The following is a 25,524-nucleotide window of genomic DNA, read 5'->3' as shown; positions in this document are numbered from 1 at the left end:
CCACCTTTCTTCATCCATACAAAAGCAACAATAGCGCTCAAGCATCTCTAGTAAAGACCCACTAGAAAACTTGGCTCTTACAGAAAAACCCCCTGCCGCAGGCAAGGGGATTTCCATTGGGAAGCTAACTTACTTTACTTCTACTTGTGCGCCAGCTTCTTCGAGTTTCGCTTTGAGAGCTTCTGCTTCGTCTTTGGAAACGCCCTCTTTGAGTGTTTTTGGAGCGTTGTCTACCAGGTCTTTTGCTTCTTTCAGACCCAGACCAGTCAGCTCGCGAACAACTTTGATAACGTTGATTTTGGAAGCGCCGCCGCTTACCAGGTTTACAGTGAATTCAGTTTGCTCAGCAGCAGCTTCAGCAGCGCCACCAGCAACTACAGCTACAGGAGCAGCAGCAGTTACACCGAATTCTTCTTCAATTGCTTTTACCAGGTCGTTCAGTTCGAGAACGGACATGCCTTTGATGGCTTCCAAGATTTGCTCTTTAGACATTTTGAAATCCTCCCATTCAAGGAAAAGTTTTTAGTTGTTACTAGCCGATCAGGCGATTACGCGCCTTGACCTTCTTTTTGTTCTGCCACTGCTTTGACTGCCAGTGCAACGTTGCGCATTGGAGCTTGCAGGACGGAGAGAAGCATGGAAAGGAGACCTTCGCGGGATGGAAGAGAAGCCAGTGCTTTGATTTGTTCAGCACCAACAACTTTACCTTCGATTACGCCACCTTTGATTTCCAGCTTGTCGTTTTTCTTCGCGAAGTCAGCAATGATCTTCGCTGGAGCGATGATATCGTCTTTGGAGAACGCCAGAGCGTTCGGGCCAGTCAGATATTGATCCAGTTCAGTCAGGCTTTCTTTCTCAGTAGCCAAGCGAGTCAGGGAGTTTTTCAACACCTGGAACTCAACACCTGCTTCACGCAATTGTTTGCGCAGCTCAGTAACTTGGGCTACAGTCAGACCGCGGTAGTCAGCCACCACTGTGGTTTGGCTTTCGCGCAGTTTGCCAGCGATTTCGTTGATCGCTTGTACTTTCTCTTCACGAATAACGGTTGGACGAATTTCTGCCATTGTTTACACCTCCCGTGCTCTATCTAGAAAATGAAGAATGCCCTCGCAGACATTCACGAGGGCATAATGCTCTATCGTCAAAGGAAAGCGTCGTTTCCTCTTTCGTACATTACACGCCTCGGAGGGATATTAAGCTTGACTCGCGAGAGCCTCGCACCTTCTGTCTACGGCATATTCTTTTCATCAACAGGCACTATCGTATCAACTTCCCAAAAGGAAGTCAAGTGTCATTATTTTACAGCAACGCGTACACCAGGACCCATAGTGGAGCTCAGTGTTACATTTTTCATGTAAACGCCTTTTGCTGCAGCTGGTTTCGCACGGTTCAGTGCTTCAGTCAGCGCTGCCAGGTTGTCAACCAATTTCTCTGCATCGAAAGAAGCCTTACCGATCGGAGCGTGGATGTTACCTGCTTTGTCAACGCGGTACTCAATTTTACCAGCTTTGATTTCGTTAACCGCTTTTGTTACGTCGAAAGTAACAGTACCGGTTTTAGGGTTTGGCATCAGGCCTTTTGGACCGAGTACACGACCCAATTTACCTACTTCACCCATCATATCTGGAGTAGCTACTACGACGTCAAAGTCGAACCAGCCACCTTGAATTTTTGCGATCATGTCTGCATCGCCTACGTAGTCTGCGCCAGCTGCTTCTGCATCTTTCGCTTTCTCGCCTTTTGCGAATACCAGAACACGTTGAACTTTACCAGTACCATGAGGCAGTACAACTGCGCCACGGATTTGTTGGTCAGCACGCTTAGGGTCTACACCCAGGCGGAATGCTGCTTCAACAGTCTCATCGAATTTAGCAGTAGCTGCTTTTTTAACCAGCTCAATACCTTCTGCTACTTCGTAAACTTTGTTTTTATCAACGAGCTTTACAGCCTCTTGATATTTCTTACCTTTTTTGGCCATGTTTTAAATCTCCCTTCAATGTGGTCGTAGCGGTTAATCCTCCCACAGACAGGGGGGCACAACGTCTGTGCCCCCTTGCACCAAGACAATTAGTCTTCGATTACGATACCCATGGAACGAGCTGTACCTTCTACCATGCGCATAGCCGCTTCAACGGATGCTGCATTCAGGTCAGGACGCTTCAGTTCAGCGATTTCACGAACTTTGTCGCGTTTCAGGGTAGCAACTTTTGTTTTGTTTGGTACACCAGAACCGGACTCGATGCCAGCAGCTTTTTTCAAGAGAACAGCAGCTGGTGGAGTCTTCGTGATGAAAGTGAAGGAACGATCTTCGAATACGGTGATTTCCACCGGAATGATCATACCTGCTTCGCTTTCAGTGCGAGCGTTGAATTCTTTACAGAATCCCATGATGTTTACACCAGCTTGACCGAGAGCCGGACCTACTGGAGGTGCAGGATTCGCTTTACCTGCTGGGATTTGCAATTTGATTACGCGGATAACCTTCTTAGCCACGTAAGACACCTCCTTACTTCACATGTGGTTATTACGGGGGAATGCCCCCTCCCACCGTTTGGTGAAAGTCTATGAGACTTTCAGATCTATAGTGAGAGTGCAAGAAACCCCAAATATTGTTGTGGGATTGTAAAAACAAAATGAAATGTACCACATAGCGCGATACTTTTCAAGTTGAATCCTAATCCAATTTTTGAACTTGTGTAAAGTCTAGCTCTACCGGTGTTTCGCGACCGAAGATGTCCACCAATACGCGGACCTTCTGCCTGTCCGGGTGAATCTCGATAATCTCCCCGGTGCGATTGGAAAACGGACCATCTGTGACGCGTACCATATCGCGGAGAGCAAAATCGACTCTGATCTTGGGAATTTCGATCCCCATTTGCTTGAGGATCGTATCGGCCTCTTCAGGACGCAGCGCTGTCGGTTTGGAACCGGCGCCCGTGGATCCGACAAAGCCGGTAACCCCAGGAGTGTTGCGCACGACATACCAAGAGTCGTCCGTCATCACCATTTCAACAAGGACGTATCCAGGAAACACTTTTTTCGTGACGGTGCGCTTTTTACCATCCTTGGTCTCCACCTCTTCTTCAGTGGGGACAAGAACGCGAAAGATCTTGTCTTCCATGCCCATCGACTCGACGCGCTTCTCCAGATTGGTTTTAACCTTGTTTTCGTAACCTGAGTACGTATGAACGACATACCATGCTTTTTCCATATCCACCAGGACGATTACCGTCCGTCCCTCCTAAGACTTGCAAAATTACGTTCCTAGAATCAAATCGATCAAGCGCGAGATACCCAAATCAACGACGAAGAAGAATATCGCCAAAAGCACAACCGTAACCATAACAACCAATGTATAGGTCGTCAGTTCCTTACGATTAGGCCAGCGAACTTTCTTCAGTTCGGACATTACGTCGCCAAAAAATCCACCGGTTCGGCGAAAACTGGCTCCGATTCGTGCTATAAAACCCACTTTGCCACCCCCAGACTTCGTCGCGTCAACCATTACTTCGTCTCGCGATGAAGGGTTTGCTTCTTGTCACGGGAGCAATACTTTTTCAGTTCAACACGTTCAGTTGTGGTGCGCTTGTTCTTGGTGGAGATATAGTTACGCTCGCCACACTCGGTGCACGCCAACGTGATGTTTACTCGCATTTATTGCCACCTCCATCTCATTTCAAACCTGCTATTAGTTGAAAGTAAACCCGATGATTAATAGTACGGGAAAACCGCTACTTTTTCCTGACCATTTCACCAAAGCAGCCATAGAACAAGAGAGATAAGAGTCTATGGCTACCTAAACAAATTTATCACACCCAAAAACCCATGTCAACAAAACGGCTTGACAAAGGGAAAACATTTTGTTCCATCAAAAGCCCAGATTTTACCTAGCCTAAACTTATGTACATGCAAGTATTTCTCGTTATGAAATAAAAGAGAGATTCTCTGTTTTTACAGATGAATCTCTCTACCTTCCAAGTAACGCTCCAGCTTTCGCTTGACGCGCTGCAGCGCATTATCAATCGATTTCACGTGACGTTTGAGCTCAACTGCAATCTGCTGATAGGATCTGCCGTCTAGATAGAGCATCAGCACCTGGCGCTCCAGGTCGCTCAAAATCTCGCTCATTTTGCCTTCAATATCATCAAACTCTTCACGGTTGATGAACAGTTCCTCGGGATCTGTCACCTTCGTACCCGAAATCACATCGAGCAGCGTCCGGTCAGAATCCTCGTCATAAATAGGCTTATCTAGTGACACGTATGAGTTGAGAGGTATATGTTTTTGTCTAGTAGCCGTCTTGATTGCCGTAATGATTTGACGTGTGATGCACAGCTCGGCAAATGCCTTGAAAGAAGTGAGCTTGTCCCCTCGGAAGTCGCGAATCGACTTGTACAGGCCAATCATGCCTTCCTGTACGATGTCTTCACGATCAGCCCCAATAAGAAAATAGGATCTGGCTTTGGCGCGCACAAAGTTCTTGTACTTGTTGATCAAGTACTCGAGCGCTTCGGAATCATTATCGCGAACCAGGTCGACAACTTCTTCGTCGGTCATCAGTTCATATTGGGCATGCATTAGCTCCTTGAGGTCAACACTCACAAATGATCCCTCCGCCAACCGGTTTCTCCATAGATAGCGTTATTATACATGGGCCGTAAAAAAGCGTCAACCGAATCCAAGTTATTCCCTTCTCCATTTTTCGAATATTTTCGCTATTTCATCATTCAACGGAATGCGTTTGGAGAAGCGTTCTTCCTTGGTTTGCTCCACTTGCTGTTTGATTTCTTTCCCTGCGACTTCCATATCAAGCAGCAACTCCCGCGCGGATTTGCGCAACGCTCCTTGCCCAAAAATGACACGCTGGGAGGTATAGTCCGAGGTAGCTACGTAGATTTGTCGATTTTTCTGGTGAAATTCGGAGACAAGCTGCTCGATTTTTTCGTCAGCCGTCTCCTTTTTCTTCGTAAAGTAGATCTCAACCTGGTAGTCCTCGATTTGCCGACCAGTCCCCGGCACATTGTACGCGTCAAAGACAATGATAACTTTCATACCTGTGAAGCTCTGGTATTCGGCCATTTTGGAGACCAATAGATCACGAGCCTCGTCCATGCGATCCTGATCTTTCAACAGGCGCAGATCCGGCCAGGCACCGATGATATTGTAGCCATCCACGATCAACAGCTGCTTGGCTTTCTTCTTGGCCATGTTACTTCACCCGCGTCGGAAGTGGACTCCTGGAACGGTAAACTTCGTACATCAACAGGGCGGCTGCCACAGAAGCATTCAGGGACGTGACATTTCCAGCCATAGGCAGGCTGTACAAGAAATCACAGTTCTCCCGGACCAATCGGCTCATCCCTTTACCCTCGCTGCCAATGACAATCGCAAGCGGCATGGTGTAATCCCCTTGGCGGAAATCCTGCTTGGCGCTCGCATCCGTGCCCGCAATCCAGACTCCGCGCTCCTTCAGCTCTTCCATCGTGCGGACCAGATTGGTAACCCTCGCTACCGGCACATAGTTGATCGCGCCTGCAGATGCTTTGGCAACCGTCGCCGTCAAGCTCACGGAGCGTCTTTTCGGAATGATGACGCCATGCGCGCCTACCGCGTCAGCTGTCCTCATGATCGAGCCGAGATTGTGCGGATCCTCCAGCTCGTCCAGCAACAAAATAAAAGGCGGCTGGCCCTTTTCCTCTGCCCGCTTCAAAATATCGTCCACTTCGACATAGTCGTAAGCAGCAACCGATGCCACCACGCCTTGATGGTTATCCGTGGACACAAGCTGATCCAGCTTTTTTCGATTGGCTGTGGTCACGATTACGCCCTGCTCCTTGGCCAAAGCAAAGACAGGAGCCATCAAGTTTTTATTGGTTCCTTCCGCGATCCAGATTTTATTAATCGTACGCCCCGAACGGAGCGCTTCAATCACCGGGTTTTTCCCGAGAATCCACTCTTCACTCATCGTTATTCTCCTTCCACAATCGCAAAAGCCTGCTGCATGATTTCAGCAATCCGCTCTTCTTTCCCATTCAGGTACAGGTATCCAATCAGGGCTTCAAAAGCCGTCGCATGCCGATAGTCAATGATATCCGCATTTTTCGCGGTCGATCCAGACTTGGCATTTCTCCCTCGCTTTACGACACTTAGTTCATCTTCCGGCAATGTAGGCAGCAGGGTCAACAAGATGTTCGCCTGCGCCTTTGCCGAAACGTAACGGTTTGCCGTCTTGTGGAGCTGGTTTGGTTTGACCAGCCCCTTGGCAATCAAATGATACCTCACACAATGGGCATACGTAGCGTCGCCGAGAAAAGCAAGCACCAATGGATTGGTCTGATTAGGATCCCGGGTTAATTCTTCTTTTTGCATCTCACATCTTCGGCCCCTTATTTTCGGCGCCAGCGAACACCCTGTGGAGTGTCTTCCAGCACGATTCCTTTTGCAGCTAGCAGGTCGCGAATTTCGTCTGAACGCGTAAAGTTACGTGCCTTGCGTGCTTCGGTCCGCTCCTCGATCAACGCGTCGATTTCACTGTCCAAGAGTTCTTCTTTCTGCTCGAGCACAAGTCCGAGTACGCCCGTGAGCTCTGCGAGCAAGTCCATGTAGGCTTGAATCTCCTGAGTACCCACATTCTCGTTTCTCATGTACAGGTTCGCTTCTTTTACCACATCAAACAAAACAGTGATGGCATTCGCCGTATTGAGATCATCGTCCATTTCGGCGATGAATTTATCCCGCAGCTCACCAATGATGCGCGCCTGCTCCGACGCCTGGCCGTTTGGTTCTTCCGCGCGGGACGTTCCCAGACGGTAGCTTAGATTGGTGTAAGCCGTCTTGATCCTCTCCAAGCCGTTGGACGCTTGCTCCAGCAGGTCATCACTGAAATTGATCGGGTTGCGGTAATGGCCCAGCAGCATGAAAAAGCGAATCAGCTGACCGCCGAATTGTTTGACCAAATCTCTCGCCAGCAAGAAATTGCCCAGGGATTTGGACATTTTTTCGTTGTTGATGTTGAGCATTCCATTGTGCAGCCAATAACGGGCGAAGACCTTACCCGTCAAGCATTCCGACTGCGCAATCTCATTTTCATGGTGAGGGAACACCAGATCCGTACCGCCAGCATGGATGTCGATCTCTTCCCCGAGGAATTTGAGAGCCATCGCCGAGCATTCAATGTGCCAGCCGGGACGACCTTCTCCCCACGGGCTGCTCCAAGCCACTTCGCCTGGTTTGGCCGACTTCCACAGAGCAAAGTCGAGCGGATGCTCCTTCTTCTCGTTAATCTCCACGCGCGCCCCTGCCTGCAGATCATCCAACGGTTGGTGCGACAGCTTACCGTACTCCTCAAAGCGACCCGTGCGGAAATACACATCCCCTTCGCTCTCGTAAGCAAAGCCTTTTTCGATCAGACCTTCCACGAACTCAATGATTTCCGGAATCGTCTGCATGACGCGCGGCTGAATATCCGGAGGCAGCACGTTCAAGGAACGCAGGTCTTCGTTGAAAGCATCCGTGAATCGGTCAGCCACTTCCTTCACGGTGGTTCCTTCTTCATTGGCCACACGAATCAGTTTGTCGTCCACGTCGGTGATGTTTTGCACGAAGGTAACCTGGTATCCGCGGTATTTCAGGTAACGGCGAAGCGTGTCGAAAACAATAGCCGGGCGAGAGTTCCCGATGTGGATGTAGTTGTATACGGTTGGACCGCACACGTACATTTTCACCTTGCCCGGCTCCAATGGTACGAACGGCTCTTTTCGCCTAGTCAATGTATTAGTCAACTGAATGCTCATGAGTCTTTTTATCCTCCCTCAAAAGTTCCAATTCCTTGCGCAAATGATCAATTTCCCGTTGCATTTGACGGATCGTATCTGCCACAGGGTCTGGCAGGTTCACATGGTCCAGATCGCATTTGACGCGCTTCCCATCCTGAATCACGATCCGCGCCTTGATTCCGACCACCGTAGAGTTGGGGGGCACCTCCTGCAAAACAACTGCGCCTGCCCCTATCTTTGAATTATCGCCAATCTTGAAGGAACCCAACACCTTTGCACCCGTCGCAATAATGACATCGTTGCCCACTGTTGGATGTCGCTTTCCCTTTTCCTTGCCTGTTCCACCCAAGGTCACCCCCTGGTAGATGGTCACGTTGTCCCCAATCTCACACGTCTCTCCGATCACGACGCCCATCCCGTGATCGATAAACAACCCTCTGCCGATTGTCGCGCCAGGGTGTATCTCAATTCCCGTAAAAAAACGGAATAATTGAGAAACAGCCCGCGCCAGTGTACACCATTGGGCCTTCCACAACTTGTGGGCAATGCGGTGCCCCCATATCGCGTGCAAACCTGAATAGGTCATCACAACCTCCAGAGTGCTTCGCGCGGCCGGGTCTCGTTCAAATACAACCTGAATATCATCTCGTAATTGTGCAAACACTGGGTGGCACCTCCTGCCTGATTTTCTTTCAAAAATAAAAACCGCCCCTGCCCCTTCGCATAGAAAGGGACAGAGACGGCCTTTTACCGTGGTTCCACTCTGCTTCCAATCGCTTCGTGCAGCGTACGCCTTCACGAAACAATCTTGCTCGATGACCCGATAACGGCGGGCTGCCGATTCACCTACTGATGTACGCACGCCTGCGGACATGTTCAGCTCATTGCTCACAGGTGCATTTCCAAACGGGACACGTCGGACGGCTCTCACCTTTCCGTCCTCTCTGTTGGCGTGTCTGCCGCTGTACTTCTCCTGATCTTCGCATAACTCCTATTGGTGAAACGGATAGGCGAAGGCCTATTCCCCGTGTTCAATCACATGCTTGATACGACCCAGCACTTTATCACGGCCAAGCAAGTACAGCGTCTCCGCGAGATCACGTCCGTGTGCTTGCCCAGTGGCTCCTACACGTACCGGCATGAACAACGCCTTGCCTTTGTGACCCGTTTCTTTCTGCACTTCTTTCAACGCGGCCTTGATAATATCTACATGATATTCCTCTTGAGCCAAGAGGTGCTTCGCGAATGATGCAAGCACTTCTGGCAATTGCGGTTCTTTCAACACCATTCTCGCTTCTTCATCGTACACCACTTCGTCGAGGAAGAAAAGAGCTGCAAGTGGAACGATTTGCGCACAGTAGGACATTTGCTCCTGGTACAATCCAACGATGCTGCGGACCCAATCGCGTCTTTCATCGGACAGCGTCTCTTCGATGAAGCCTGCCTTCTGGAGATGAGGGATGCACATATCCGTGATCATATCCAACGACTGGCGCTTCAAATAGAAATTGTTCATCCAGTTCATCTTGGTGGCGTCAAATACGGCAGGCGATTTGTTTACGCGGTCCATCGAGAACAGCTTGATCAAATCGTCGATGAGGAAAATCTCTTCTTCTCCGCCTGGAGACCAGCCGAGGAGCACGAGGAAATTCACGATTGCTTCCGGCAAGAAGCCCAGATCACGGTACTGCTCGATGAACTGGAGAATGCTCTCGTCGCGCTTGGACATTTTTTTGCCTTCTTGGTTCAGGATCAGCGCTAAGTGAGCAAATTGAGGCGGTTCCCAACCAAACGCTTCATAAATCATCAACTGGCGCGGCGTATTGGACAGATGCTCTTCCCCACGGATGACATGACTGATCTTCATCAGGTAGTCATCGATGACAACCGCAAAGTTATAAGTCGGAATTCCATCCGGACGGCAAATGACGAAGTCGCCCATCTCGTTGGAATTGAAAGTTACTTGACCACGAATCATATCATCAACCACATACTCCCGATCGTCATGAACGAGGAAGTGAATGGATGGGACGCGTCCCTCTGCTTCGAACTGTGCGCGCTGCTCATCCGTTACGTGACGATGCTTTTCCAGAATGCGAGGAGTCTCTCCGCGAGCGAGCTGCTCTTCACGTTCTGCATCCAGCTCTTCTTTGGTCGCGTAGCAATAGTACGCTTTCCCTTCAGCGAGCAATTGATCGATATAGGTGCGGTAGATGTCCAGACGTTCCATTTGGCGATAAGGCCCATAAGGACCGCCAACGTCTGTACCCTCTTCCCATTTGACACCGAGCCATTTCAGGTTTTTCATCTGCTCTTCGTCAGCATTTTCCTTGTTGCGCGTTTGGTCGGTATCTTCAATCCGAACGATGAAGGACCCGCCGTGATGTTTCGCAAACAAGTAGTTGAAAAGCGCTGTACGTGCGCCGCCGATATGTAAATGCCCCGTAGGACTAGGAGCATATCGCGTGCGGATTTCTTTCGCCATGGGTAGCACCATCCTTATGAATGTAAACGAAAAAATGTTTCTAATGCCTTATGTTACACCTTGCCCCTCTACTTGACAAGCAAGCAAGCAGCCTGAGCAGCGATTCCTTCTCCGCGTCCAGGAAAGCCCAGCTTTTCCGTAGTGGTCGCCTTCACGTTGACCTGGGAGAGATCCTCCACCTCCAATACACGCGCGATGACTTCCTGCATCTGCGGGATGTACGGCGCCATTTTGGGAGCCTGCGCTATAATGGTCGCATCCACATTTCCCAGTCGGTATCCACGTTCTTTTACCAGCGCCCAGACATGCTCGAGCAGCTTCACGCTATCCGCATCTTTGAAGGCAGGGTCGGTGTCCGGAAAATGTCTGCCGATATCTCCCTCTCCAATCGCTCCCAGTATCGCATCGCTAATGGCATGCAAAAGCACGTCTGCATCCGAATGCCCCAGCAATCCTTTCTCATAGGGGATCGTGACACCGCCGATAATGCAAGGCCGCCCCTCTACCAGTTGATGCACATCAAACCCTTGTCCAATACGCATGAGTTACTCTCCCTTTCGTTTACGCAAGATCTCTTCACCTAACCACAGGTCATCCGGGGTGGTGATTTTTATATTCTCATAGCTTCCTTGCATGACTGTCACAGGATGCCCTAGCCATTCAACCAGCATAGCGTCGTCCGTACCCATCTTGCCCGTTTCCACTGCCGTCTGATGCGCTTCTCGCAGTAAAGACATACGAAAAGCTTGTGGGGTTTGGACCGCCCACAAGCTTTCACGCGCTGGGGTCGACTCTACGATTCCTGTCGTCCCCACCACTTTTATCGTATCCTTCACCGGCACTGCCATGATCGTCGCCTGATCCTTATGAACCTGCTGGATCATCGCGCTGATCTGTTTGCGAGTAACGAAAGGACGGGCAGCATCGTGAACGAGCACATAGGAGCAGTCGCTGGATAGTGCGGACAGTCCATTTCTTACGCTGTCCTGTCGTTCGGCACCACCCAACGCAACTGTCACGCGGATTCGCTCGCGGTCGAGCCATTTCAGCACACTGCTATGGTCTTCCGTACTGACTACCAGTACGATTTCATCAATCTCCCGATGGGTCGCAAACAGGCGAACCGTATGAGCCAAAATCGGCTCACCACCAAGAGGCAACCACAGCTTGTTTCGTTCTCCGCCCATTCGTTTTCCAGAACCAGCGGCAACGATCACGACTCCCGTACGCACGTATTTTCCCTCTCCTGTCTCTCTACAATGCTTTTTCCAACAGCTTTGGCTTTGCGAAGATCATACGGCCTGCCGAGGTTTGCAGCACGCTGGTGACGAGGACATCGACATCGTTGCCGATATACTCGCGTCCGCCTTCTACGACGATCATCGTTCCGTCGTCCAAATAAGCGACCCCTTGGCCGTGCTCCTTACCGTCCTTGATGACTTGAACGTTCATTTCTTCACCTGGCAGGACGACTGGCTTTACCGCGTTTGCCAAATCATTGATGTTCAAGACGGAGACACCCTGCAATTCGCAAACCTTGTTCAGGTTGAAGTCATTCGTCACGACTTTCCCGTTCATGACTTTCGCCAGCTTGATCAGCTTGCTGTCGACCTCGGAGACTTCTTCAAAGTCACCTTCCCAGATCTGCACTTTCACTTTCATTTCTTTTTGGATCTTGTTCAGAATATCAAGTCCCCGGCGCCCTCTGTTTCTTTTCAGCACGTCGGAGGAATCTGCAATGTGTTGAAGTTCTTCAAGCACAAATCCCGGAATGACCAGCACACCTTCCAGAAACCCGGTGCGGCAAATATCTGCGATGCGTCCGTCGATGATCACGCTCGTATCGAGAATCTTGTTCTCTACGTTCGTAGCGGTAGTACCCGTGTCTTTTTTCTTATCCTTGCGACCGATGGAAAATACGGACATGATTTCATCCCGTTTGCGGAACCCAACCTGGAATCCCAAATAACCGAGCAAACCAGACACGACCAACGGCAACAGATCTCCTATGATAGGGATCGGAATTTTACTGATGGGCAGGAATAATAAAAAGGCAACAATAAGACCACTAATCAACCCCATCGCTCCGAACATAACATCCACAATTGGCATTTTGACGAGTGTCTCTTCTCCCCAACGAATCACCCTCAAAATATAATCCAAGAGCCAATTGGCTAAAAAGAAGAACAAGATGGCACCAAGTACCGCACCAATGTATTGCGTCCCTGCTACTTCACCGAAGTTTAACAGATTATTGAGTAATGAGAACAAGTCAGCACCGTACTGGTAGCCCAAGCCCCCACCAACCAAAACAAAAAAGATTTTTCCTATGCGGCGTACCATGCCTTCACCTCCTTTTATTAATATAGACAGAAGCCTATAAGTAAAAACCTATTTCTTTCCAAATGGCAAAATCCCTTCTTCACCACTTCCCCCCCACTATAGCAAAATTTAATTTACCATGTCAAATAGCCAAAAATTTTAACACATTTGTCATTTTGTCGTCAACCTCGAACATCCGTTTCCTTCCGTTTCAAATTGACAGAGAGCAGACTCCCTTCTTATAATGGCTGTAGCGCAATGTGAGAAAATTGTGACGATACTTACAGCCTAAAGCAGAGGTGAACCATATGGACAAAAGCAATGTAGACGGATTCCAAACGCAGGTCTCAGAACTCTTGATCAGGCATCGCAGCGTGCTCGACGTCATGTCCAAAGTTCAGGAAACTGCATCCCGTATCAACCGTTCTTTGACGAAAGCCATCACGGAGTGCGGCTGTGTCGAGGTAGTAGCCAAAAAGCAGACGTACGATTCGAGCAAAAACCTGGAAGAAAACAAATTACAGTTGGACACTCACTTCACTGGCCCTTTGTGCGAGCATTGCCGCGATGTCGTGACAGCCGAGCTAGGGAAAAACCTGTTTTACCTCACTGCTCTGTGCAACATCACGGATATCAAACTCGAAGACGTGCTGCAAAAAGAATCGAATCGGCTGAACACATTAGGGGTCTTCAACCTTTCATAGGCCTCCCCTCGTAATACGAACGAACCCCCAAAAAAGTTGCATAAAAAAACTCCCATCGACGACGCTTCGTGAAGGAGCCATGCTCAATAAAAAAGAAAACCCGCTAGTGGCTTAGCGGGTTTTTCTCGTAGTTGGACTCATTCGAAAGGAACGGATTCCTCTTCTTTGTTTTTTCTCTTACGGAACTTTTTGACGAGAAAGTCAACGTTTTTTTTTATTCCGTACAAGGCATAAAAGGCTAGCGGCAAAAAGACGATTTTCGGAAATTGTTGCGGATATCTGATCGCCACAACCACTACGATGGCGATGATGATCGGAGTGATCCAGTATGCCGATTTGGGAATCCCCACTTTTTTGAAGTTAGGGTATTTGACCTTCGACACCATCAGGAAAGCCAAGAGCAGCATACTGACTGCCAGCATGACGGTATTGAATACCTGGTGGTACAGCGCCAGAGTCGCCAGCACTCCACCTGCAGCCGTGATGGGCAGACCGATGAAATAACCCGGTACGCCAGCCTGTACATTAAAGCGCGCCAACCGCAGCGCCCCACAGATCGGGAAAATCGCCGTAATCAAAATTCCAATCCAGTTAAAGTCATTCAACACTACGACGTACATGATGAAAGCAGGCGCTACACCAAAGGTGATGACGTCTGAAAGGGAATCGAGTTCCTTTCCAAACTCACTTTGCGCATTCAGCATCCGAGCTACACGGCCGTCAAGACCATCCGCCAGCATGCCAACGATCACCGTGATGGCTGCATAATCGACGAATTCATCGCCCCGAAATGCCAGAATAATTGCTAGTATTCCCAGAAACAAGTTGCTTACGGTTAGTATGTTCGGTAACGATTTCACGAACATAGACTACCTCCTGATTTCTTTTGCGAAGGAGACGAGTATCCTGTTGACCCTTTTCATTCGGGTCCCCTAGGCAAATGTTTAATACAAATAATGCCTTAATCCTATTCTACTTTAAATGTGCCTGTCAATGAACACTTGCTCCTGAATCCGTTTCAAACCATCCTTGATGGCCCTCGCCCGAACTTCTCCGATGCCTTCGACTTCGTCCAATTCCTCAATTGTCGCCATCATGATTCTGGGCAAATAATGGAAGTGCTCGACAAGATTTGCGATGATCGTCATTGGCAATCGCGGGATTTTGTTCAAGATCCGGTATCCGCGGGGGGAGACCGATTCCTCCAGCATGCTCACAGTCGAGGAATAGCCCAGCACTCGTAAAAACGAGCTGATTTCCAGCATTTCATCATTGCTCAGCTTCTTCATATCACGCAGGACCTGATCGGGAGAAAGCCCTGGGTCTCGACAATAATCGCGAATGAGCATGTGCGCCTCTTCCTCGATATTCGACACGAGCTCCTCCATCTGCATGCTGACCAACCGGCCCTCCACCCCAAGCTCGCATATGTACTTGGAAACCTCCGCCTTGATTCGCAGCACCATTTCTACACGTTGCAGGACTGACGTAACCTCATGCAGAGTGACGAGCTCCTCGAACTCGAGCGCACCGAGATTCGTCAATGTCTGATCCAGTACGGCCTTGTACTTCTCGAGTGTAGAGACGGCCTGATTCGCCTTTGCCAAAATCACGCTGATTTCATTGAGGACGTAACGGAAATTCCCTTGGTAGAGCGTGATGACATTGCGTCTCTGGGAGATTGCGATGACGAGATAGCCGGTCTGGATCGCCGTCCGCTGTGCCGTCCGATGACGCGTCCCCGTTTCACTCGTGGCAATGGAGGCAGGGGGAAAAAGCTGGGTGTTGGCGTACAAGATGCGTTTGGCGTCCTCACTTACTATAATCGCCCCATCCATCTTCGCCAATTCATACAAATGTGCTGGAGAGAACTCACAATTGATCGAAAAACCCCCATCGACGATGTTCTTCATCTCAGGGCCATAGCCTACGACGATCAAACCGCCTGTTTTGGCCCGAAGAACATTTTCCAGACCTTCCCGCAGCTGCGTTCCGGGAGCGACTAAGCGAAGAACTTCAAAGAACAGCGGATTCTTTTTTTGTTGATCCTGCATCCGCTCCTACCCCCTTATCACCTCGTTCAAAGCCTCCCCGATGTTCGATACTCCGATCACCTGGATATCATCTGGAGCTTCAAGCCCGCGGATGTTTTTCTCTGGGATAATCACGCGTTTGAAGCCGAGCTTGTGGGCCTCGCGAACACGTTGTTCGATACGGGATACGCCTCTCACTTCCCCCGTAAGGCCAATCTCACCGATGACCACATCGTGTGGATTCGTTGCATGATCGCGGAAGCTGCTCGCGATGCTGACTGCGATCGCCAGGTCTACGGCAGGCTCATCCAAGCGGACGCCACCTGCTACATTCACGTAGGCATCCTGATTTTGCAGCATCATGCCCATTCTCTTTTCCAAGACAGCCATGATCATCGCGACACGCTGGTGATCCACTCCTGTTGCCATTCTGCGCGGGGTTACGAAGCTCGTGGGAGCCACGAGTGCCTGAAGCTCAACCAGGACGGGACGAGTACCTTCCATGCTGGCCACTACCGTCGAGCCTGCTACGCCAAAGGGACGCTCGGCCAAGAAAATTTCAGAGGGATTCGCTACTTCTTCCAAACCTCGGTCCTTCATCTCGAAAATCCCGATTTCATTTGTCGAGCCGAATCGATTTTTGACTGCACGCAAAATCCGGAACGTATTGTGGCGTTCCCCTTCGAAATACAAGACGGCATCCACCATGTGCTCCAGCATGCGCGGACCCGCGATAGAGCCCTCCTTGGTCACATGGCCCACAATAAACGTACCGATCCCTTTTCCCTTTGCGATTCTCATCAGCTGTGCCGTCGCCTCACGCACTTGAGCGACGCTACCTGCTGCAGATTGAACGGCAGGGTGAAAGACAGTTTGAATCGAGTCGATGATCAATACATGGGGGTCTACCTGATTAATATGCTGTTCGATCAAATCCAGATCATTTTCTGCTAAAACAAACATGGGAGGAGTTTTGGTACCGAGTCGATCTGCACGCAGCTTGATCTGCTTTGCGGACTCCTCCCCGGAAACATACAGGACTCTTGCGCCATGATGAGCCAACGCAAACGAGGTCTGCAGGAGCAATGTCGATTTCCCGATACCTGGATCACCGCCGACCAAAATGAGCGATCCTGGCACAAGCCCGCCTCCAAGAACGCGGTTCAGCTCCCCGATCGTCGTATCCATGCGCGGTTCTTCTTCACTGGCGACCTCTGTTAACGGCATGGCAGCCTGTTTCTGTCCACCACTGATCCCTTCGTGGCGGTGAGCTGTTTTGACAGTCATTTCCTCGACCATGGTGTTCCAGCTGCCGCAGCCTGGACATTTCCCCATCCATTTTGGCGATTCATAGCCACATTCTTGACACGCGTATTTCGTTTTATACTTTGACATATTTGCACCCTCGTTTGGATTTTATCCTCTATTTTTATCATACATGTGCACCCAAAAAAAGAATACCTCCTGTTTGGGGAGGTATCTTTCCATGGCTTTTTGCATGTATTACAGTTTTGATTTTTCCAAGCGTTTGACCACTAATTGGCCTTCTTCGGCATTGATGTTTACCGTATCGCCTTTGCTGATGCTGCCTTTCAGCAGCTCTTCGGACAATCTGTCCTCGATGTGACGCTGAATGGCTCTGCGCAGCGGACGAGCGCCGTAAGCCGGGTCGAATCCTTCCTTGGCCAGCACTTTCTTCGCTTCGTCGGTCAATTGGAAATCAATATTTTGTTCTTTCAAGCGTTTACGCAGCTCGTCGGTCATCAAAGACACGATCTGCTCGATGTGCTCTTGCTCCAGAGAATGGAACACGATCACTTCATCGATCCGGTTCAGGAACTCAGGACGGAAGCTCTTTTTCAGTTCATCCATCACTTTGTCCTTCATATCCTGGTATTTTCTTTCGGTATCACCAGTCGTGAAGCCCAGTGTCGTGTTTTTCTTGATCATGCTGGCACCCACGTTGGAAGTCATGATGACAACCGTGTTGCGGAAATCGACTGTCCGTCCCTTGGAATCGGTCAGGCGACCGTCATCGAGAACCTGGAGCAGGATGTTGAACACGTCCGGATGCGCTTTTTCGATCTCATCCAGCAAGATGACGGAGTACGGTTTGCGGCGTACTTTTTCAGTCAATTGACCGCCCTCATCATAGCCTACATATCCAGGAGGGGCACCGACCAGACGTGCCGTCGAATGCTTCTCCATGTACTCGGACATATCGACACGAATCATGGCGTCTTCATCGCCGAAAAGCGTTTCAGCCACAGCTCGCGCCAATTCGGTTTTCCCGACACCCGTAGGGCCGAGGAAAATGAAGGAGCCTACAGGACGCTTCGGATCCTTGAGTCCCGCTCGTGCACGGCGAACGGCACGGGAGACGGATTTCACCGCTTCGTCTTGCCCGATCACGCGGCTATGCAGGATATCCTCCATTTTCAGCAGACGCTCCGCTTCCTCTTCCTTCAGCTTGAGGACTGGGATTCCGGTCCAGCTCGCCACTACCTGAGCGATATCCTCAGGAGTCACTTCCATGTTCAGCTGGCCTTGACGCTCTTTCCAGTCTTTTTTCGTCTTATCCAGTTCTTCGCGCAGTTTTTGTTCTTGATCACGGAGTGCTGCCGCCTCTTCGAACTCCTGGGATTGCACAGCGGCATCCTTTTCCTTGCGCACTTCCTCCAGACGACCTTCCAGTTCCTTGAGGTTCGGCGGAACGGTAAAGGACTGCAGGCGAACCTTGGAGGCAGCCTCGTCAACCAGGTCGATCGCTTTATCCGGCAGGAAACGATCCGTGATATATCGGTCAGACAGCTTCACTGCCTGCTCAATGGCTTCATCTGTAATTTTGACACGGTGATGGGCTTCGTAGCGATCACGCAGACCATGCAGGATCTTGATCGCGTCCTCCGCTGTCGGCTCATCTACCTGGATCGGTTGGAAACGACGCTCCAGGGCCGCGTCTTTTTCGATGTACTTGCGGTATTCGTCCAGAGTGGTAGCCCCTACGCATTGCAATTCTCCGCGAGCCAGAGCCGGCTTGAGAATGTTGGAAGCGTCGATGGCACCTTCTGCTCCACCTGCACCAATCAAGGTGTGCAATTCGTCAATGAACAAGATAATGTTCCCTGCTTGGCGAATTTCGTCCATGATTTTTTTCAGGCGGTCCTCGAATTCACCGCGATACTTGGTGCCCGCGACCACGGTACCCATATCCAGCGTCATGACACGCTTGTCGCGCAGCGTCTCTGGAATTTCGTTGTTCACAATCTTCTGTGCCAGGCCTTCAGCGATAGCGGTCTTACCTACACCCGGCTCCCCGATGAGCACCGGGTTGTTTTTCGTACGTCTGCTCAACACTTGGATGACGCGCTCAATTTCCTTTTGGCGGCCGATAACCGGATCGAGACCGCCATCGCGTGCAATAGCCGTCAGATCGCGAGCCAGACCGTCCAGCGTAGGCGTATTCGCTGCCGGATTGCCGCCGGACGGCTGATGGGAAGCCATCATTTCGGAGCTGCCCAAGAGCTGCAGCACTTGCTGACGCGCTTTGTTCAGGCTTACGCCGAGATTGTTCATGATTCTTGCCGCAATGCCTTCCCCTTCACGGATCAGACCAAGCAGGATATGCTCGGTGCCCACGTACGTGTGGCCCAGCTTTCGGGCCTCATCCATGGACAGCTCAATGACCTTTTTGGCACGAGGTGTATAGTTTGGAGTGTAATTACTGCCGGACTGCTCCGTTCCGCGTCCGATCAACGACTCCACTTCACTTTGGATTTTGTCGAGACCAAGCCCCAGTGATTGCAGAGCTTTCGCCGCAATTCCTTCGCCTTCCCGAATCAATCCCAACAGTACGTGCTCAGTCCCAATGTCTTTGTGGCCCAGACGAACTGCTTCTTCCAGGGCAAGCGCCAATACTTTTTGTGCTCGTTCTGTAAAACGTCCAAACATCATATCGTACACCTCCAAGGTAACCGTGTTTATTCTCTATGGGTCAACTGTTGCGTGTTGCCTATGTTTTATTTATTTGCCTTTTGGCTTTTCGGTGTCTGCAAGCCGCTCTCGAATTAACCGCGCTCTGCGCTCGTCCCGTTGATCCGGAGTAAGCTTTTGGCCTGCATGCTGCTGCAGGAAGCCCGGCTGGGTCGTGACGAGCAGCTCGTTTAACACCAGCGGTGAAACGCCGGGGATCACGCCGAGGTCAATCCCCAGACGCACATCAGACAGGCGCTGTGCTGCTTCTTTGGATTCGACCGTGCGCGCGTACATCAAAATGCCGTACGAGCGGAAAATGCGATCCTCAAGAGTCACGCGGGTGTGTTCGAGTAAGTACGTACGTGCCACACGCTCTTGTTCGATGATTTGTCTTGCCACTCCGTACAGGTTGGAAAGGATGTCGGACTCCGACATGCCCAAGGTCACCTGGTTGGAGAGCTGAAAGAGATTCCCTAATGCTTCGCTGCCTTCCCCATAAATTCCTCGTACCACGAGTCCGACTTGATTAATCGCCTGCAGAATGCGACTGATCTGCTGCGTCATGACCAGAGCAGGAAGATGGAGCATGACGGAGGCGCGAATCCCAGTCCCTACGTTGGTCGGGCAGCTGGTGAGGTAGCCTCTCGTCTCATCGAAAGCGTAATTTAAATTTTTCTCGAAAGTATCATCTATTTTTGTACCTATTTCCCAGGCATCGTTCAAGCGAAACCCGGGTAGCAGGACTTGAATCCGGATGTGGTCTTCTTCATTAACCATAATACTCACTGATTCATCAGGGTTTAGCAAAACCGCCCCTTTTCGAGACTCCTCGGCGAGGTGCGGACTGATCAGATGCTTTTCCACCAGCACTCGCTTTTCCAGCGGATTGACTTGATCCATGTGAATCACTTGCAGATGGTGTCGTTTGCGCATGGCATCCGACTCGCTGACTTCCGTTACTTTCCTTACCACTTCCTCCGCTTGGGAATCGGTCGCAAGCAACGGAAAAGGGTGCTGGCGCAGGTTACGTGCGATGCGTAACCGTGTGCTGATGACAATATCGGAATCAGGTCCTTCCCCTTTCATCCAATTGCTCCACGGGTTCTGCATAAACTGCTGTTGCGACATCCAGCTAACCTCCCCTGTTACGATTGGGCCATCTTTTGTTCCAGTGCGCGGATTCGGTCGCGCATTTCTGCGGCTTTTTCAAACTCTTCACTGGCTACGTGCGTTTGCAGCGCTTGCTTTAATTGCTCCAGCTCTTTGCGGATTTTCAATTGGCCACCCGTGCGTTCAGGCACTTTACCAATATGTTGGGTGTTGCCGTGAATGCGGCGGAATAATGGGTCCAGTCGATCCCCCAGGAAGGTGTAGCAATCACTGCAGCCGAATCGTCCGCTCTTGCTGAACTGGGCGTAAGTAAGTCCGCAGGTTTCACACCGTAGCGTCTTGTTCGCTGTCGATTCCTTGACGCCTTTCTGCATCGGGTCGAATTTCAGTAATCCTGAAAGGAGATTATTGATGCTGAAATTGTGAAAGCCGGTAAAGACGTCCCCTTTTTCCTGAGCGCAGTGCTCACAAATATGGTATTCGGTTTTTTCGCCATTGACGATTTTCGTCAAATGAAGTGTCGCCGGTCGTTTTCCGCATTCCTCACAGTTCATCACATCTTCCCTCCTAGCACGTGCTTTTGTTACTTCAACAGAATGGCCGCGATCATCTGCTTTAAAATGTTTGCCCGCAAACGATCTCGCAATTCCGTATCCACGATTAAAACAGAACGGGAGGTGGCAATTTTCATCAGGGTTGCTTCCCTCACATTAACCAGACCTTCCTCCAGAAGGCGCTCTACGATAGCATTGCCCACACTTTGTGAGATAGCCTCGCCAATCAGCTCCTCTGTCAAAAGTTCCTGCAGGCGTGCCTTGCTGACAATCTGCACTTTGCGGATGCGGATGTATCCGCCACCGCCACGCTTGCTTTCCACAATATACCCTTTTTGGACCGTAAACCGGGTATTGATGACGTAGTTGATCTGAGACGGCACACATTGAAAAAGGTCGGCTAGCTCACTACGCTGAATCTCGATCGCGCCATTGGGACTCTCGGTTAAGATGCTTTTCAAGTGTTGTTCAATGATGTCCGAGATGTTACGCAAGTCATCGCCTCCTCTTCTCACTGTGTTTTGTATTGACTTTGACTATCTTTGACGTTAATTATAATGGGTTTACTACACGCTTGCAAGTGGTGAATACACTTTCTATTGTGGGCAAAATGGGGTCGCTTGAAACCAAGCAAAAAACCACTTCCTGACGGAAATGGTTTATGTTTGTTTTTGCTTTATGGTGTCGATTTCTGGCAAATGATCGAGCAATTGCGGGAAATTCGTAATGATCACGTCGGCCCCATCCAGCTCACCCGGATTCGCAAAGCCAAAGTCGCAGCCAATCGTGAACAAGCCATTCGTGGTTCCCGCCTCAATGTCAGAGTGGCGGTCCCCTACCATGATCGCTTTTTCCACCTGATAGTCCTTCAGTAATTTTGCGACCAGATCATTTTTTGTACGCGTGCGAAACCGGCCCGCCGAATAGAGGTCCATCAAAAACGGCTTCAGGTCGTACTCCTCGCACAGGGCATCAATATAAGCCTCTTGACCGTTGCTGGCGATAAACAGGGCAGCACCACGCTCATGCAAATCCTGCAAGGTATCCCATACCCCCGGATATAAGTCGGTTACCCGTTCGTGAATCAGTTGGATCTCATTTTCCAGCAAAATGCCGTCGGCAGCCTCTTTGGCTTCTTCACTCGCACCCGGCATCAGCTTGTTCCACACCTGATCGATTGTCATCCCCAAAATGTTGGTGATTTCGCTCTCATCTGGTGTTTTCCCTTCCCATAGACCTTTTGCACGCAATTGGTCAAACGTCCGTTGAAAGGCAGGCGTCGAGAGTTTTTCTGTTTGCAGTAAGGTACCGTCCATATCGAACAGGATCGCATAAGGTATGCTCATGATTTCCCCCTCTTTCAACTGTATCCTGCCAGCATCTACATTATGGTAGCAGTTGATCTTGTTCGTCCATCATTTTCATATCGTCGCGGATAAACTCAGCAATTCGCTGGGCAGCATCGGGCTTGGAGATTTTATGCGACATTCTCCGCATGTAATCAACCTTTGAGGGACTATGCAGCAACTCTTCTATAAAATAGATCAATTGCTCAGACAAGTTGGCGTGAACAGCACAGCCGTTGTTCAGCAGGAAATGGCTGTTTCGCTCCTCCTGTCCCGGCAGCGGGTTGTAGATAATCATTGGAACCCGTTTGCTCATCACTTCAGCTGATGTCAATCCGCCCGATTTTGTCACGATCAGGTCGGCTGTCTCCAGATATTCGTGAAAGTTATTTACAAATTTGAGGGGCACCACCTCATGGCGGTACGTGCGACTGGTGACCTTTCGATACAGCTTTTCATTGCTTCCCGTCAAAACAAATGCTTTGATCGGCATATCGATCTCTTCCAGCCCGTCGAGCACCTTTTCCATGGATCCGAGCCCCAGACCACCTCCGGAGAGAATGATGCTTTTTTGCTCGTCCTTCAGCCCAAGCTTTTTCCGAGTTTGCTCCTTATCCAGCGGCAATCGGAATTTTCTCATGATCGGGATGCCCATTGGAATATATTTTTGATGGTCTTGTCGGTAGAGGTCGACCAAATAGTACAGCTGCTCGTGACCGATAAAGTAATAGTTGATGTGATGATTGATCCACGACGGATGTATGGTGTAGTCCGTAATGATCGTGTAAATGGGTTCCTTCCAGTCATTTCTGCCTTTCAGGACAGAAAGCATACAACTGGCAAAGGGATGCGTCGCAATAAACGCATCCGGTTGGACACTGTTTATTAATTTCTTGAGCTTGTTTGCCAGTAATTTATTCATGAGCACATTCATATCAAAGAATCTGCTTTTTTCGGTGTTATGGTAGATTCTCCCCCACATTTTTGGAGACAATCTCAACAAGTTCATGTAGCTTTCCAGCAAGATCTTGTGGAACGTTGGACTGATGTATTCCAACGTATCAATAATCATCGACGTGTAGCCATTTTCAGCCAGACTCTCCTGCATTGCCCTGGCCGCTTGATTGTGACCGTTACCGATGGAAGCTGAAAAGATCAAGATTTTCTTCATTGATTATTCTCCTTCATAAACCATGCCTTGCCAACTACTAACTGATGATTCACGTACCTTCTCATGTTAGTCTACCCCCTCTCTGCTCTGCAAGGGGTATCTTGTCGGTCAATGGCCCTAACTTATCGACATAAACAGCGTCATGAAAAGATGATCTGTAATGATTGCCCATCTGAAGACTGCATAAAACAAAAAACCTCTTTACCCATTCTGCGGTAAAGAGGTACGTTTCATTCCTTCAAAACTGAATATGCATGTTTGCTAAGAGTGTGTGGATAAGTCCTCGACCGATTAGTATTCGTCAGCTCCACGTGTTACCACGCTTCCACACCGAACCTATCAACCTCATCGTCTATGAGGGGTCTTACCAGCTTGCGCTGTGGGAAGTCTCATCTTGGAGGGGGCTTCACGCTTAGATGCTTTCAGCGCTTATCCCGTCCGCACATAGCTACCCAGCTGTGCCACTGGCGTGACAACTGGTGCACCAGCGGTGCGTCCATCCCGGTCCTCTCGTACTAAGGACAGCTCTCCTCAAACTTCCTACGCCCGCGACAGATAGGGACCGAACTGTCTCACGACGTTCTGAACCCAGCTCGCGTACCGCTTTAATGGGCGAACAGCCCAACCCTTGGGACCTACTTCAGCCCCAGGATGCGATGAGCCGACATCGAGGTGCCAAACCTCCCCGTCGATGTGGACTCTTGGGGGAGATAAGCCTGTTATCCCCAGGGTAGCTTTTATCCGTTGAGCGATGGCCCTTCCATGCGGAACCACCGGATCACTAAGCCCGACTTTCGTCCCTGCTCGACTTGTAGGTCTCGCAGTCAAGCTCCCTTCTGCCTTTACACTCTACGAATGATTTCCGACCATTCTGAGGGAACCTTTGGGCGCCTCCGTTACCTTTTGGGAGGCGACCGCCCCAGTCAAACTGCCCACCTGGCATGGTCCTCTCGCCCGATAAGGGCGACGAGTTAGAAACTCCGTACATCAAGGGTGGTATCCCACCGACAGCTCCACAGAGGCTGGCGCCCCTGCTTCTCAGCTTCCCACCTATCCTGTACATGATGCACAAAGTTCCAATACCAGGCTACAGTAAAGCTCCATGGGGTCTTTCCGTCTTGTCGCGGGTAACCTGCATCTTCACAGGTATTATGATTTCACCGGGTCTCTTGCCGAGACAGCGCCCAAGTCGTTACGCCTTTCGTGCGGGTCGGAACTTACCCGACAAGGAATTTCGCTACCTTAGGACCGTTATAGTTACGGCCGCCGTTTACTGGGGCTTCGGTTCAAAGCTTCGCTTGCGCTAACCCATCCCCTTAACCTTCCAGCACCGGGCAGGCGTCAGCCCCTATACTTCGCCTTGCGGCTTCGCAGAGACCTGTGTTTTTGCTAAACAGTCGCTTGGGCCTTTTCACTGCGGCCCCCTCGGGCTATAAACCCTACCGGGGCGCCCCTTCTCCCGAAGTTACGGGGCCATTTTGCCGAGTTCCTTAGCAAGAGTTATCCCGCGCACCTTAGGATTCTCTCCTCGCCTACCTGTGTCGGTTTGCGGTACGGGCACCTTATTCCTCGCTAGACGCTTTTCTTGGCAGTGTGAAATCAGGGACTTCGGTACTAAAATTTCCCTCGCCATCACAGCTTGCCCTTATGGTGTGCGGATTTGCCTACACACCAGGCTTGCTGCTTGGACGGCCATCCAGTAGGCCGCTCACCCTATCCTCCTGCGTCACGCCATTGCTCAAGCGGAACAGAGGTGGTACAGGAATATCAACCTGTTGTCCATCGCCTACGCCTTTCGGCCTCAGCTTAGGTCCCGACTAACCCTGGGAGGACGAGCCTTCCCCAGGAACCCTTAGGCTTTCGGTGGACAAGATTCTCACTTGTCTTTTCGCTACTTACACCGGCATTCTCACTTCCAAGCGCTCCACCGCTCTTTCCAGTACGGCTTCACTGCTGCTTGGAACGCTCCCCTACCCAGTCCGTAAGGACTGCCATAGCTTCGGTGATACGTTTAGCCCCGTTACATTTTCCGCGCAGAGTCACTCGACC

General features: G+C 50.3%; 27 protein-coding genes, 1 rRNA gene and 1 other annotated feature (1 of these 29 running past the window's edge). Of the genes, 1 reads left to right on the top strand and 27 read right to left on the bottom strand.

All coding sequences use genetic code 11. The features are described 5' to 3' along the window. Positions 1-129 precede the first annotated feature (129 nt). The 17 genes from rplL to JNE38_RS01285 form a co-directional block, all read right to left on the bottom strand. On the bottom strand, positions 130-492 hold the full coding sequence (gene rplL, locus JNE38_RS01365) for a 50S ribosomal protein L7/L12 (protein WP_063231119.1): 363 nt from the start codon (positions 490-492) through the stop codon (positions 130-132). A gap of 56 nt (positions 493-548) precedes the next feature. Continuing rightward, positions 549-1,064, bottom strand: a complete 516-nt coding sequence (gene rplJ, locus JNE38_RS01360) for a 50S ribosomal protein L10 (RefSeq protein WP_203354936.1) — start codon at positions 1,062-1,064, stop codon at positions 549-551. A gap of 22 nt (positions 1,065-1,086) precedes the next feature. Continuing rightward, positions 1,087-1,252 (bottom strand) — a sequence feature (ribosomal protein L10 leader region). 42 nt (positions 1,253-1,294) lie between these two features. Beyond that, positions 1,295-1,978, bottom strand: coding sequence for a 50S ribosomal protein L1 (rplA, locus tag JNE38_RS01355; protein WP_203354935.1), 684 nt, complete (start codon positions 1,976-1,978; stop codon positions 1,295-1,297). A gap of 89 nt (positions 1,979-2,067) precedes the next feature. Continuing rightward, entirely contained in the window at positions 2,068-2,493 is a 426-nt protein-coding gene (rplK, locus tag JNE38_RS01350; RefSeq protein ID WP_023558754.1) for a 50S ribosomal protein L11, read from the bottom strand. 181 nt (positions 2,494-2,674) lie between these two features. After that, entirely contained in the window at positions 2,675-3,211 is a 537-nt protein-coding gene (gene nusG / locus JNE38_RS01345) for a transcription termination/antitermination protein NusG (protein WP_005828888.1), read from the bottom strand. Positions 3,212-3,256: 45 nt separating this feature from the next. After that, positions 3,257-3,505, bottom strand: a complete 249-nt coding sequence (gene secE / locus JNE38_RS01340) for a preprotein translocase subunit SecE (RefSeq protein ID WP_203354934.1) — start codon at positions 3,503-3,505, stop codon at positions 3,257-3,259. Next, complete coding sequence (gene rpmG / locus JNE38_RS01335; RefSeq protein ID WP_003392018.1) at positions 3,505-3,654, bottom strand: 50S ribosomal protein L33; 150 nt, start codon at positions 3,652-3,654, stop codon at positions 3,505-3,507. Before rpmG ends, secE begins: the two co-directional genes overlap by 1 nt. Positions 3,655-3,951: 297 nt before the next feature. Then, entirely contained in the window at positions 3,952-4,602 is a 651-nt protein-coding gene (sigH, locus tag JNE38_RS01330) for an RNA polymerase sporulation sigma factor SigH (protein ID WP_203354933.1), read from the bottom strand. An 81-nt stretch (positions 4,603-4,683) separates the two neighbouring features. Continuing rightward, positions 4,684-5,208: an NYN domain-containing protein gene (locus JNE38_RS01325; RefSeq protein WP_203354932.1), complete on the bottom strand. Its 525-nt coding sequence runs from the start codon at positions 5,206-5,208 to the stop codon at positions 4,684-4,686. Between the two features lies 1 nt (position 5,209). Beyond that, on the bottom strand, positions 5,210-5,965 hold the full coding sequence (gene rlmB, locus JNE38_RS01320; protein ID WP_203354931.1) for a 23S rRNA (guanosine(2251)-2'-O)-methyltransferase RlmB: 756 nt from the start codon (positions 5,963-5,965) through the stop codon (positions 5,210-5,212). Positions 5,966-5,967: 2 nt separating this feature from the next. Next, positions 5,968-6,369, bottom strand: a complete 402-nt coding sequence (locus JNE38_RS01315; RefSeq protein ID WP_203354930.1) for a Mini-ribonuclease 3 — start codon at positions 6,367-6,369, stop codon at positions 5,968-5,970. Positions 6,370-6,386: 17 nt separating this feature from the next. Next, positions 6,387-7,793 (bottom strand): cysteine--tRNA ligase, encoded by a 1,407-nt coding sequence (gene cysS / locus JNE38_RS01310; protein WP_203354929.1) that lies wholly within the window; start codon positions 7,791-7,793, stop codon positions 6,387-6,389. Then, positions 7,774-8,439 carry a serine O-acetyltransferase gene (cysE, locus tag JNE38_RS01305; protein WP_203357378.1) on the bottom strand — a complete coding sequence of 222 codons (666 nt, stop codon included), beginning with the start codon at positions 8,437-8,439 and terminating at the stop codon, positions 7,774-7,776. Before cysE ends, cysS begins: the two co-directional genes overlap by 20 nt. A 354-nt stretch (positions 8,440-8,793) precedes the next feature. Continuing rightward, entirely contained in the window at positions 8,794-10,260 is a 1,467-nt protein-coding gene (gltX, locus tag JNE38_RS01300; RefSeq protein WP_203354928.1) for a glutamate--tRNA ligase, read from the bottom strand. Positions 10,261-10,328: 68 nt separating this feature from the next. Continuing rightward, positions 10,329-10,802: a 2-C-methyl-D-erythritol 2,4-cyclodiphosphate synthase gene (gene ispF / locus JNE38_RS01295; RefSeq protein WP_203354927.1), complete on the bottom strand. Its 474-nt coding sequence runs from the start codon at positions 10,800-10,802 to the stop codon at positions 10,329-10,331. 3 nt (positions 10,803-10,805) lie between these two features. Then, positions 10,806-11,492, bottom strand: a complete 687-nt coding sequence (ispD, locus tag JNE38_RS01290) for a 2-C-methyl-D-erythritol 4-phosphate cytidylyltransferase (RefSeq protein WP_203354926.1) — start codon at positions 11,490-11,492, stop codon at positions 10,806-10,808. A gap of 22 nt (positions 11,493-11,514) precedes the next feature. Further along, entirely contained in the window at positions 11,515-12,603 is a 1,089-nt protein-coding gene (locus JNE38_RS01285; RefSeq protein ID WP_203354925.1) for a PIN/TRAM domain-containing protein, read from the bottom strand. A 287-nt stretch (positions 12,604-12,890) separates the two neighbouring features. Between JNE38_RS01285 and JNE38_RS01280 the strand changes: the two genes are divergently transcribed. Further along, positions 12,891-13,286 (top strand): nucleoside triphosphate pyrophosphohydrolase family protein, encoded by a 396-nt coding sequence (locus JNE38_RS01280; RefSeq protein WP_203354924.1) that lies wholly within the window; start codon positions 12,891-12,893, stop codon positions 13,284-13,286. A gap of 137 nt (positions 13,287-13,423) precedes the next feature. Here JNE38_RS01280 and pssA read toward each other — a convergent pair whose 3' ends face one another. The 10 genes from pssA to JNE38_RS01230 all read right to left on the bottom strand — a co-directional run. Continuing rightward, a complete protein-coding gene (pssA, locus tag JNE38_RS01275; protein WP_203354923.1) occupies positions 13,424-14,152 on the bottom strand; it encodes a CDP-diacylglycerol--serine O-phosphatidyltransferase in 729 nt (242 codons plus the stop codon). A gap of 111 nt (positions 14,153-14,263) precedes the next feature. Continuing rightward, a complete protein-coding gene (gene disA / locus JNE38_RS01270; RefSeq protein ID WP_203354922.1) occupies positions 14,264-15,340 on the bottom strand; it encodes a DNA integrity scanning diadenylate cyclase DisA in 1,077 nt (358 codons plus the stop codon). A gap of 6 nt (positions 15,341-15,346) precedes the next feature. Next, positions 15,347-16,714: a DNA repair protein RadA gene (radA, locus tag JNE38_RS01265; protein ID WP_203354921.1), complete on the bottom strand. Its 1,368-nt coding sequence runs from the start codon at positions 16,712-16,714 to the stop codon at positions 15,347-15,349. A 108-nt stretch (positions 16,715-16,822) separates the two neighbouring features. Then, positions 16,823-19,273, bottom strand: a complete 2,451-nt coding sequence (locus tag JNE38_RS01260; protein WP_203354920.1) for an ATP-dependent Clp protease ATP-binding subunit — start codon at positions 19,271-19,273, stop codon at positions 16,823-16,825. A gap of 69 nt (positions 19,274-19,342) precedes the next feature. Beyond that, positions 19,343-20,422 carry a protein-arginine kinase McsB gene (locus tag JNE38_RS01255; protein WP_203354919.1) on the bottom strand — a complete coding sequence of 360 codons (1,080 nt, stop codon included), beginning with the start codon at positions 20,420-20,422 and terminating at the stop codon, positions 19,343-19,345. A gap of 17 nt (positions 20,423-20,439) precedes the next feature. After that, positions 20,440-20,958: a protein-arginine kinase activator protein McsA gene (locus JNE38_RS01250; RefSeq protein WP_203354918.1), complete on the bottom strand. Its 519-nt coding sequence runs from the start codon at positions 20,956-20,958 to the stop codon at positions 20,440-20,442. 29 nt (positions 20,959-20,987) lie between these two features. After that, the gene (locus JNE38_RS01245) at positions 20,988-21,452 is read right to left on the bottom strand and encodes a CtsR family transcriptional regulator (protein ID WP_203354917.1); all 465 of its coding nucleotides are present in this window, start codon (positions 21,450-21,452) and stop codon (positions 20,988-20,990) included. Positions 21,453-21,617: 165 nt separating this feature from the next. After that, positions 21,618-22,304 (bottom strand): HAD-IA family hydrolase, encoded by a 687-nt coding sequence (locus JNE38_RS01240; protein ID WP_203354916.1) that lies wholly within the window; start codon positions 22,302-22,304, stop codon positions 21,618-21,620. A 40-nt stretch (positions 22,305-22,344) separates the two neighbouring features. Continuing rightward, a complete protein-coding gene (locus JNE38_RS01235) occupies positions 22,345-23,475 on the bottom strand; it encodes an MGDG synthase family glycosyltransferase (RefSeq protein WP_203354915.1) in 1,131 nt (376 codons plus the stop codon). A 271-nt stretch (positions 23,476-23,746) separates the two neighbouring features. Then, positions 23,747-25,524: ribosomal RNA gene (locus JNE38_RS01230) — 23S ribosomal RNA — on the bottom strand; it runs 1,150 nt beyond the window's last position.

Origin of the sequence: Brevibacillus choshinensis (assembly GCF_016811915.1) — a bacterium.
In the GTDB taxonomy this organism is placed as follows: Bacteria; Bacillota; Bacilli; order Brevibacillales; family Brevibacillaceae; genus Brevibacillus; species Brevibacillus choshinensis_A.
This window is presented reverse-complemented; position numbering and strand designations above follow the sequence as displayed.